The following is a 10,346-nucleotide window of genomic DNA, read 5'->3' as shown; positions in this document are numbered from 1 at the left end:
CTTTCAAAAAATTATTTGAAAAAATTTGCGCCAGTATTTTTATGAACTTCTTTTGGTGGTATTATCCTTTCCAAAAGCGGTTGCAAATATATATCGCTTTTTAGATTCCGCAAGCCATAAATGACATTTTTTTTGAGAAATTTTACCTCTGAAAACACAAGCCTCTGAAAGGCTGAGAATTGGGCAAAATGACCACTTTATACCTTTATATATATACTCCAAAAAGTATATCGATATAAAATCGACCATAAAGGCTTCTGAGAATTCATCATTACATATTGTATACAGTATAAAAGCTGACTATCTTTGCCCCTTTAAAAGTAAACTTATGATAGGGATCACCTTACCCGATGGTAGCGTAAAGACTGTTGAAGCAGGAACTACGCCTATGGATGTGGCCAAGAGTATAAGCGAAGGCTTGGCGCGCAATGTTATTTCGGCAACTTATAACGACACCACCGTAGAGGTAACCACCCCTTTGACCACAGACGGCAGTCTGACCCTACACACTTGGAATGACGATGCAGGTAAGAAAGCCTTTTGGCATTCAAGCGCGCATATCCTAGCCCAGGCACTAGAAGAACTTTATCCTGGCGTGAAGCTTTGGGTTGGGCCAGCCATTGAGCGAGGTTTCTATTACGACGTAGACCTGCCAGGTGATCAAGTGATCTCTGAGAAGGACTTTAAGGATATTGAGAATAAGATGCTAGAGATTGCTCGCGGCAAACACGATTTTAAGATGCGCGAGGTTTCTAAGGCAGATGCTCTCTCCTATTATAAAGGAAAGAACGAATACAAGGTAGATCTTATAGAGGGATTAGAGGATGGAGACATCACCTTCTGCGATCACAGTAGCTTTACCGATCTATGCCGCGGAGGGCACATTCCCAACACTGGTATTGTCAAAGCAGTAAAGATTCTTAACGTAGCGGGCGCTTATTACAAAGGTGACGAGAATGAAAAACAATTAACTCGAGTTTACGGGATCTCGTTTCCGAAGCAAAAAGAATTGACCGCTTATTTAGAGCTTTTAGAAGAAGCTAAAAAGCGCGATCACAGAAAACTTGGAAAAGAACTAGAGTTCTTCACCTTCTCACAAAAGGTTGGACAAGGATTACCGCTTTGGTTACCTAAGGGGACTGCTTTGCGCGAGCGCTTGGAGAATTTCTTAAAGGCTGCTCAGAAGAAGGCTGGTTATGAAATGGTGATCAGTCCGCATATTGCGCAAAAGGAATTATATGTGACCTCAGGTCACTTTGCCAAATACGGTGAAGACAGTTTCCAAACGATAAAGACTCCAAATGAGGGAGAAGAGTTTATGCTTAAACCCATGAACTGTCCACACCACTGCGAAATGTACAAGGCCAAACCATGGTCGTATCGCGATCTGCCAAAACGCTATGCGGAATTCGGTACAGTTTATCGTTACGAACAAAGTGGTGAGCTACACGGATTGACTCGTGTTCGCGGATTCACCCAAGATGACGCCCACATATTCTGCACACCAGATCAGCTCAATGATGAATTCTTGAAGGTAATCGACTTAGTGTTGTATGTTTTTGGTTCTTTAGGATTTGAAGACTTTAAAACACAAGTATCTGTACGCGATCCGCAGAAACCAGAGAAATATATAGGTGACACCGAGGTATGGGATGCAGCAGAACAAGCCATTATTAATGCTGCCGAGCAGAAAGGTTTGGACTATGTAGTGGAAGAAGGCGAAGCAGCTTTTTACGGCCCTAAGCTAGACTTTATGGTCAAGGATGCTTTAGGACGCAGCTGGCAGTTGGGAACTATTCAGGTTGATTATCAGTTGCCAATCCGATTTGACCTGAACTACAAAGGTGCAGACAATGAGCTGCATCGACCAGTCATGATACACCGTGCTCCTTTTGGTTCTATGGAACGCTTTGTGGCAATACTGTTGGAGCACACTGGTGGGAACTTCCCATTATGGCTTATGCCTGAGCAGGTTAGCATCCTGTCTTTGAGTGAGAAATACGAGAATTACGCTCAAAAAGTTTTAAATTTGTTAGAAAATAGCGAAATTCGCGCGCTCGTCGATAACCGAAGCGAGACGATCGGAAGAAAGATCCGAGAAGCCGAAATGAATAAGATCCCTTACATGATCATTGTTGGGGAACAGGAAGAGAAAGATGGCACAATTGCTGTAAGGAAACACAGCGAAGGCGATATGGGAACAATGAAAGTTGAAGAATTTATCGCTATTATTGAGAACGATATTAAGAGTACCATAAAAGAATTTAATGTTTAACAGCCCGATAAGGGACTAATATTTTTAAGTCATAGCAATACGAAGAAAAAGAGGAAGAAGAGGTCCGGCAAGGATCATAAAAGAAGATCAACACAGAATTAATGACAAGATCAAAGCTCCCGAGGTACGCCTTGTTGGAGATAATGTAGAAGTTGGTGTTTACCCACTTGCCAAAGCCAAGCAGATCGCAGCAGATCTGGAACTGGACCTGGTAGAGATCTCGCCTAATGCGAATCCACCGGTATGTAAGGCCATCGATTACAAGAAGTTCGTTTACGAACAAAAGAAAAGAGAAAAGGCTCTAAAGGCCAAAGCGACCAAAGTAACGATCAAAGAGATTCGTTTTGGTCCAAACACAGACGATCACGATTACGAGTTTAAAAAGAAGCATGCCATTAAATTCTTGCAAGATGGTGCTAAGTTGAAAGCGTATGTATTCTTTAAAGGTCGTTCGATCATCTACAAAGACCAAGGGCAGATTTTGCTGCTGCGTTTGGCTCAGGAACTAGAAGAATACGGCAAGGTAGAACAAATGCCTAAGCTGGAAGGGAAGCGTATGATCATGTTCATCGCTCCAAAAAAGAAATAAAGAGAAAGCGAGATAATTATAAACCTTAGGAACAATGCCTAAACAAAAAACAAAATCCAGCGCCAAGAAGCGTTTTAAGCTGACCGGAACTGGTAAAATCAAAAGAAAGCACGCGTTTAAGAGTCACATCTTGACTAAAAAGTCTAAGAAACGCAAGCTAGCCTTGACGCACGACACTGTCGTACATAAAGCGGACGAGGACAATGTGAAACAAATGCTTCGCATGAAGTAATAACTTTCACCGGTTTAAACGAGTAATAACCCTGGAGTCAGGCACAACTAAAAAGTATTCTTAAATGAATCGCCTGCTACAAAAAACAAGTAAATTATGCCAAGATCAGTAAATGCAGTTGCTTCAAGAGCCCGAAGAAAAAAGGTGATGAAGCATGCCAAAGGTTACTTTGGACGTCGTAAGAACGTTTGGACAGTAGCGAAAAACGCGGTTGAAAAAGCTATGCAATATAGCTATAGAGATCGTCGTGCTAAGAAAAGAACGTTTAGAGCTCTTTGGATCACCCGTATCAATGCAGGTGCCCGTGAGCACGGTATGTCGTATTCTAAGTTTATGGGACAGTTGAAAGCCAACAATATCGACTTGAACAGAAAAGTTCTTGCCGATTTGGCCATGAACCACCCAGAAGCTTTTAAAGCGATTGTCGATAAGATCAAGTAAGGGCTTTAGGCCTAATCAATAACATATTATTTCGCTAAAAAGCCCTGCTCCTTGGAGTGGGGCTTTTTGTTTTTGAACATAGTCGATTGGCGTGTTGGGATAATGGCGGGGCATTCCATGCCCTCCCCAATTTTAAGTTAAGTTGTTTTGTGACAATAATAAAGTCTAACCCCTACAGATTCATCAATTAGATTGGGTAATTGTGATACTGCTACCACCACAGCAATGCAATACGAATACAGTCCTAAGTGACTCTTAATTTGAATAGAATCGATAAGATTCTATCGTTTCTTACTGGCAGTATAAGAGTTCTAGATTGGACCTAAACCGGGGCGTTCCACACCCACCCCAGTTTTAAGTTAGGCGATTATTAACCACTCTCATAAACAGTCCATATACTGATTTATCAATTCGTGTATTTAAGTAATTTCTCACTAGCTTTAGCCTAAACAAAATGGCGCTCTTTTAAAAAATATAGTCGTGCCCAATCTAAAAATGTACATCCTTGTTAAAGATAGCATCCCTACGGGAAAAGCTGTCGTTGGCGTTGCACACGCCAGCTTGGCTTGCTATCTGAAGTATTCCAATGATGATACCGTAAAAGAGTGGTTGGCAGGCCCGTTTTATAAAACAGTATGCTTGGTCAGCGAAAAGGAGTTTGAAAAAGCGAAGCTAGAAGCCGATCACGTAGTGATAACAGAGTCTTCTCTAGCTTATGAGGAAACCGTTATAGCCTTTAAACCACGACAAGAATATCCGAAGTACTTCAAGTACTTTCCACTCTACAATTGATCAAGTTTTTTGGCGCTTTTTCTTAGCCGCCGGAAACAACACATTATTAAGAATGAGCCTGTAGCCGGGAGAAGTTGGGTGGAGAGCCAGCTCTGTTGGAGCATCTCCTACTCTATGGGTATAGTCTTCAGGATCGTGTCCGCCGTAAAAAGTAAAGAACCCTTTGCCTTTGATTCCGTGAATATATCGAGCCTCCCCATTGGTCTTATTCTCACCCATGATCAGCACATTAGCTTTGATCAAATTTCGATCATAAGAGGTTGTCTGCCCCATAAAACCCTTCACCAACGCGGTGTGGTTTTGCACTAACATAGTTGGAATAGGATCCCATTTGGCAGAGTAATCCATTAAGGAAAAATAGTCGGTCTCTTTGGGAATAGCACGCTTACGGGTCATATCAATATCAGAGAACTCGTAAACGTTAGGGCTGCGCTCTAAGATAAAGTCTGTAAAAGCAAAACTCCTAGAGTAGTCTAGCTTACTTTGGTAACCTCCCTCTGAAGGGTCGCCGTCAAACATGGCTTCGCAAATATCCACTCCGGCGGCTGCCAGAGCAATATCAAAACTATCTGTAGCACTACACATAGCAAACATGAATCCACCACCAACTACATAATCTCTGATCTTGAGTGCCACATCCCTCTTTGATTCAGACACCTTATTATAACCGAGCTTGGCCGCACGTTCTTCTGCAAGCCGTTTTTCTTCGATATACCAAGGAGCAGATCTAAAACTACGGTAGAATTTTCCGTACTGACCCGTAAAATCTTCGTGATGCAGGTGCAGCCAATCGTAAAGAATGAGCTGATCGCTTAGTACCTCCTCATCGTAAATAACTGTATACGGAATCTCCGCATAGGTCAACACCATGGTTACGGCGTCGTCCCAAGGTTGATTTCCCTTGGGAGAATAGACTGCAATGCGTGGTGCCTTTTCTAATACAACCGCCTCCATATTTTGAGATGGGCTGGCAATTAGATTTAGAATTTCTTCGGTTTTTGAATCGGAAATGACCTCGAATTGAACTCCTCTAATTTGACATTCTTTACGAATGGTCTCAGAATCTGGGAGTAAAAAAGATCCACCTCGATAATTCAACAGCCATTTTACCTTTAGGTTCTTTTCTAAGGTCCAATAGGTTATACCATAGGCCTTAAGGTGTTCGGTCTGCCCTTCTGCATCCATAGGGATCAGAATATAAGAGGCCTTTGCAGAAAAGACTCCAAAGAATAAGAAGATAAAAATCCATATACGCATAAGGCTAAGATAACGACAAAAAGCGTTCCAAGCTTGTCCTTTAATATAGATTTAGCAGCTAGAGGCGAATCCTAGAATGGAATATCGTCATCCGGAGGACTTGCAGGACCATCAAAGGCGTCTTCTGCGGATGGGAAACTGTCTGGCTTAAAGGTATCGTCATTAGCAGCAGCATTCATACGAGAATGGAACTCGAACGGAGAATCAAAGGTCTCCAAATTCTCAAAACGACCTAAATGTCCGATGAATTTCAAGCGAATCTCATCCAAGCCACCATTACGGTGTTTTGCTACAATAAACTCAGCTTGACCTGCAGTTGGGCTGCGTTCTTCGTCATCCCATTCGTCAATTTTATAGTATTCCGGACGATAGATAAAGGATACTATATCTGCATCTTGCTCAATGGCTCCAGATTCACGAAGGTCAGAAAGCAAGGGTCTCTTACTACCTCCACGGGTCTCTACGGCACGCGATAACTGCGAAAGGGCAATTACAGGTACGTTCAATTCCTTGGCCAATGCCTTTAGGTTTCGCGAAATGGTAGATATCTCTTGTTCACGGTTCCCTCCTTTTTGACTTCCACCAGCAGTCATAAGCTGTAAGTAGTCGATCACGACCATTTGAATGTCGTGCTGTGACTTAAGACGTCTGGCTTTTGCTCGCAGATCGAAAATGGAGAGCGAAGGTGTATCGTCAATGAAAAGCGGTGCTCTTTCCAAGTCTTTTACCTTAACGTTTAGTTGCTCCCATTCGTGTTGCTCTAAATTTCCGGTACGCAACTTTTCGGAACTCAGACCAGTTTCTGAGGAGATCAAACGAGTGATCAACTGTACGGAAGACATCTCCAGAGAAAAGAAGGCTACAGGGATCTGGTGCTCCACGGCCATGTTTCTGGCCATCGATAAGGTCAAGGCCGTTTTACCCATACCCGGACGTGCTGCAACAATAATTAAATCCGAGGGCTGCCAACCAGAGGTGAGCTTGTCCAATTGAGTAAACCCAGAAGGGATACCCGAAAGCCCTTCCTTGTTAGCGATCTCCTCGATACGTTTTTTGGCCTGAATAACCAAATTCTGTGCAGTCTCTGAAGAGCGCTTTATATTTCCTTGAGTGATCTCATAAAGCTTGGATTCTGCATTGTCCAAAAGGTCAAATACATCCGTGGCTTCGTCGTAAGACTCTTCGATGATCTCGTTGGAGATCTTGATCAAACTGCGCTGAATAAACTTCTGTAAAATGATCCGAGCATGGAACTCAATGTGTGCAGAAGAAGACACTTTTTGAGTCAATTGGATCAGATAGAATTCTCCTCCTACCAATTCGAGTTGCCCGTCCTTCTTGAGCTGAGCCGAAACGGTTAATAAGTCTACAGGCTGGCTGTTTTCGAATAATTTGTGAATCGCCTCAAAGATGTGCTGATGCGCTTCCTTGTAAAAGGCGTCGGGATGAAGGATATCGATCACCTCATCAACTCCTTTTTTGTCGATCATCATGGCTCCCAACACAACCTCCTCTAAATCAACAGCTTGCGGAGGCAATTTCCCTTTTTCAAGTGAAATAACCTGAGATTTCCGTTGACCGTAGTTTGTGCGAGGTTGCAAATTTTCCATGCAGCGAATGTAAATAAATTGTTATCAGCTGCACTAGTTTTTGTAGCAACCGATGTCCACCAGCTATTAACATTTTAACTGTTAAGAACTGCTGATTATTGTTAATAACCCTAGAAAAGTAAAAGCTTATAAATGAGTGCTTTCGCTAAGTCCTTATTTTACAAGACTTACCCTTTAAAGACTCCCATTTCGGAATACTTATCCATGCGTTTTTCAACCAATTCGGTTGGGGATAAGTTCTTGAGCTCGTCAAAAGATTTTTCAATCTCCTTAGCTACTGTTGTAAAGATACCTTCGCGATCGCTGTGTGCTCCACCAAGGGGTTCTTTAACGATAGTGTCGATAAGTTTGAGCTTCTTCATATCAGTGGCCGTAAGCTTTAAGGCCTCGGCTGCCTGTTCTTTATACTCCCAGCTACGCCAAAGAATAGAAGAACAGCTTTCTGGTGAGATCACAGAGTACCAGGTGTTTTCCAACATTAGCACAGTATCTCCCACACCTATACCTAAGGCACCACCACTAGCTCCTTCGCCAATAATTACCACAATGATCGGCACTTTAAGGCGTGTCATCTCTAAGATATTGCGCGCAATTGCCTCTCCCTGTCCACGCTCTTCGGCTTCTAAACCAGGGTAGGCACCAGGAGTATCGATCAAAGTGACAACAGGCACTCCGAATTTTTCTGCCATTTTCATAAGACGCAGGGCCTTGCGATAGCCTTCCGGATTCGCCATACCAAAATTTCGGTACTGTCGCGTTTTGGTATTATAGCCTTTCTGCTGCCCGATGAACATATACGACTGATCTCCTATCTTACCCAGACCTCCGATCATAGCCTTGTCGTCCTTGACATTTCTGTCACCGTGTAATTCCAAAAAAGAATCGCCACAAATAGCTTTGATATAATCTAGCGTATATGGGCGATTAGGATGTCTGGACAATTGGACGCGTTGCCAAGGGGTCAGATTCTTATAAATATCCTTTTTGGTCTCCTTGAGTTTTTTCTCGATCTGCTTGCAGGTGTTGGTCACATCAACATCACTCTCCTCGCCTATTTTACAGGCTTTCTCATACTGCTCCTGCAGCTCTTTTATCGGTAATTCAAAATCAAGATACTCCATGATTTTTACTTCAGTTTTTATGTGGGTGGTTAGCTCACAAATATAAGAACTTTGGGTTTATCCCGTAGTTTCAGATCTCGTTTTTCTAGCCTTGGATAATTTGAGGATACCGTTGGCAATGACAGTCAGTAAAATAAGTGCTGCCCCCAGATAGAACTCGGCTTGCATATGTTCAGCATCGCCAAGAATCCATAAGCCCAAAAGTATTCCGTAAACCGGTTCGAGATTTACTGTGAGCATTACAGTGTAGGCACTAAGCCAGCGCATTACGTGCACAGAAGCCACAAACGCATAAGCGGTACAGACAGAAGCCAATACCAAGACATATGCCCAATCGCGACTACTCAGCAAGAAAAAATCCGCAGAAATTGCCCCACTAAGCGCCAAATAACCCAAAACAAATAGTGCTCCATAGGCCATTTCAAAGAGACCTATCGACCCGGCCTGATGCTGCTTTACCAATTGTGCATTGTATATGGTAAAACACGCTCCTAGAAAAGAGGAACCTAAGGCTAATAGTATTCCTAAGGTATATTGAGACTCTACCTTAAAGATCAAGGCGAGACCACACATAGCCAAAAGGCCAAATACAACCTCATAGATGATGAGTTTACGCTTTAAAAAAATAGGTTCCAAAAAAGCTGCAAAGAAGGCCCCGGTAGACATTACCGCCAGCGTCACTGATACATTAGAGACCTTGACCGCCCCAAAGAACGCCAACCAATGCAAGGCAATGAGAAGCCCGGCAACGGCAAATTTTAACTGGATCTTCCAAGAGAAGCGTAATCTTTTTTTAGTCAGAAGGGCAAACAGGAAAAGGAAGATGGCGGCAAAACTCATCCGATATGCAACCAAAGGGATAGCATCTAAAGAGATCAAGGCGCCAAGTACAGCCGTGAAACCCCAGATAAATACAATAAGGTGTAAGTGCAGGTATTGTCCCTGTTTAACGCTTAGCATTGTAGAGCAGATAAACAGCCAAGATGGCAAAAACGATGTTCGGGAACCACGTTGCCACTAAAGGAGAGAAATCGCTCTGTTCTGCCAAAGTTCCAAAGATCTTGTCGAAAAAGACAAAGACCATTCCCAATCCAATACCAAACGCGAGGTTTACTCCCATACCGCCACGTCTTTTTATAGATGACACAGCTACAGCAATAATGGTCAAAATATAGGCGGAGATAGGTAAACTCCAGCGTTTATTCCTAACGATCTCATAGCGACTAATGTAGGACGACCCCCTAGCCTTTTCCTTGTCGATAAAACGATTGAGCTCGTTGTAGTTCAAGGTTTCGGCAATGTATTCTAGAGGAGTCAAATCCTCTAGATCAAAAGAAAAGACTGTGTCGAGTTTGTTTTTTATTATCAGTTTATCTTCGCGCTCCCCTACTATCCTCTTGGTGTAGTTACTTAAAGTGTAAGTACTATCTTCTAAGTTGTACTTGATCCTATTCGCACTGAGCTTATAGACCAATTTGTTGTCCACCACATGTTCTAGGGTAAAGTTACGCCCCATCTGATTCTTGGGGTTAAAGTAACTCACATAGATATAGTCGGTTTCGTTGATCTGTCGGTAAACGTTGGTCTGATCGCGATCTTTCTTGCCGCGTTTCAGGTATTGATAGGTAAACTCGTTAAAGCCTTTACTCGCCATTGGGGCGAGATACATCCCCAGAAACAACGCACCGATACACACTATGGTCGCCCCTATCATATAAGGGCGTAAAAAGCGGTAAAAGGAGACCCCACTGCTCAAGAATGCGATCACTTCTGTCTTGTTAGCCATTTTAGAAGTGAACCAGATCACCGATAGGAATAAGAACAAGGGGAACAGCAGATTTGCAAAGTAGATCGTAAAATGAAGGTAGTAAAGCGCTACCTCAGAGAACGGAACCTCGTTGGCCAAGATCTTATCGATCTTTTCGGCTAGGTTAACCGTTATCCCAATGGGGATAAAAAGCAAGAGCAGCATCAGAAAGGTGCCCAAGTACTTTTTAAGTATGTAACGATCTAAAATTGAGAGCATCTG

General features: G+C 42.8%; 10 protein-coding genes. 5 read left to right on the top strand and 5 right to left on the bottom strand.

Features of this window, described 5'->3' with window-relative positions; genetic code table 11:
* Positions 1 to 328: 328 nt before the first annotated feature.
* From thrS to BTO09_RS11245, 5 genes are all read left to right on the top strand, one after another.
* Positions 329 to 2,275, top strand: coding sequence for a threonine--tRNA ligase (gene thrS / locus BTO09_RS11265; RefSeq protein WP_087524878.1), 1,947 nt, complete (start codon positions 329 to 331; stop codon positions 2,273 to 2,275).
* A 76-nt stretch (positions 2,276 to 2,351) separates the two neighbouring features.
* Positions 2,352 to 2,864, top strand: coding sequence for a translation initiation factor IF-3 (gene infC, locus BTO09_RS11260; RefSeq protein WP_087524877.1), 513 nt, complete (start codon positions 2,352 to 2,354; stop codon positions 2,862 to 2,864).
* A gap of 34 nt (positions 2,865 to 2,898) precedes the next feature.
* Positions 2,899 to 3,096, top strand: a complete 198-nt coding sequence (gene rpmI / locus BTO09_RS11255; RefSeq protein ID WP_087524876.1) for a 50S ribosomal protein L35 — start codon at positions 2,899 to 2,901, stop codon at positions 3,094 to 3,096.
* Positions 3,097 to 3,192: 96 nt separating this feature from the next.
* A complete protein-coding gene (gene rplT / locus BTO09_RS11250; protein ID WP_087524875.1) occupies positions 3,193 to 3,537 on the top strand; it encodes a 50S ribosomal protein L20 in 345 nt (114 codons plus the stop codon).
* A 480-nt stretch (positions 3,538 to 4,017) separates the two neighbouring features.
* On the top strand, positions 4,018 to 4,329 hold the full coding sequence (locus BTO09_RS11245) for a peptidyl-tRNA hydrolase (protein WP_232454955.1): 312 nt from the start codon (positions 4,018 to 4,020) through the stop codon (positions 4,327 to 4,329).
* Here the strand turns inward: BTO09_RS11245 and BTO09_RS11240 are convergent, their stop codons facing one another.
* The 5 genes from BTO09_RS11240 to BTO09_RS11220 form a co-directional block, all read right to left on the bottom strand.
* Entirely contained in the window at positions 4,330 to 5,586 is a 1,257-nt protein-coding gene (locus BTO09_RS11240) for an asparagine synthetase B (protein ID WP_087524873.1), read from the bottom strand.
* Between the two features lie 71 nt (positions 5,587 to 5,657).
* Positions 5,658 to 7,196, bottom strand: a complete 1,539-nt coding sequence (gene dnaB, locus BTO09_RS11235) for a replicative DNA helicase (RefSeq protein WP_087524872.1) — start codon at positions 7,194 to 7,196, stop codon at positions 5,658 to 5,660.
* 167 nt (positions 7,197 to 7,363) lie between these two features.
* Positions 7,364 to 8,317 carry an acetyl-CoA carboxylase carboxyltransferase subunit alpha gene (locus tag BTO09_RS11230; protein ID WP_087524871.1) on the bottom strand — a complete coding sequence of 318 codons (954 nt, stop codon included), beginning with the start codon at positions 8,315 to 8,317 and terminating at the stop codon, positions 7,364 to 7,366.
* Between the two features lie 57 nt (positions 8,318 to 8,374).
* On the bottom strand, positions 8,375 to 9,277 hold the full coding sequence (locus BTO09_RS11225; protein ID WP_087524870.1) for a DMT family transporter: 903 nt from the start codon (positions 9,275 to 9,277) through the stop codon (positions 8,375 to 8,377).
* Positions 9,264 to 10,343 (bottom strand): LptF/LptG family permease, encoded by a 1,080-nt coding sequence (locus BTO09_RS11220; RefSeq protein ID WP_087524869.1) that lies wholly within the window; start codon positions 10,341 to 10,343, stop codon positions 9,264 to 9,266. Before BTO09_RS11220 ends, BTO09_RS11225 begins: the two co-directional genes overlap by 14 nt.
* Positions 10,344 to 10,346 lie beyond the last annotated feature (3 nt).

The organism is Gilvibacter sp. SZ-19, assembly GCF_002163875.1.
Lineage (GTDB): Bacteria > Bacteroidota > Bacteroidia > Flavobacteriales > Flavobacteriaceae > Gilvibacter.
The sequence above is the reverse complement of the archived record's forward strand: the minus strand, read 5'-3'. Positions and strand labels throughout refer to the sequence as shown.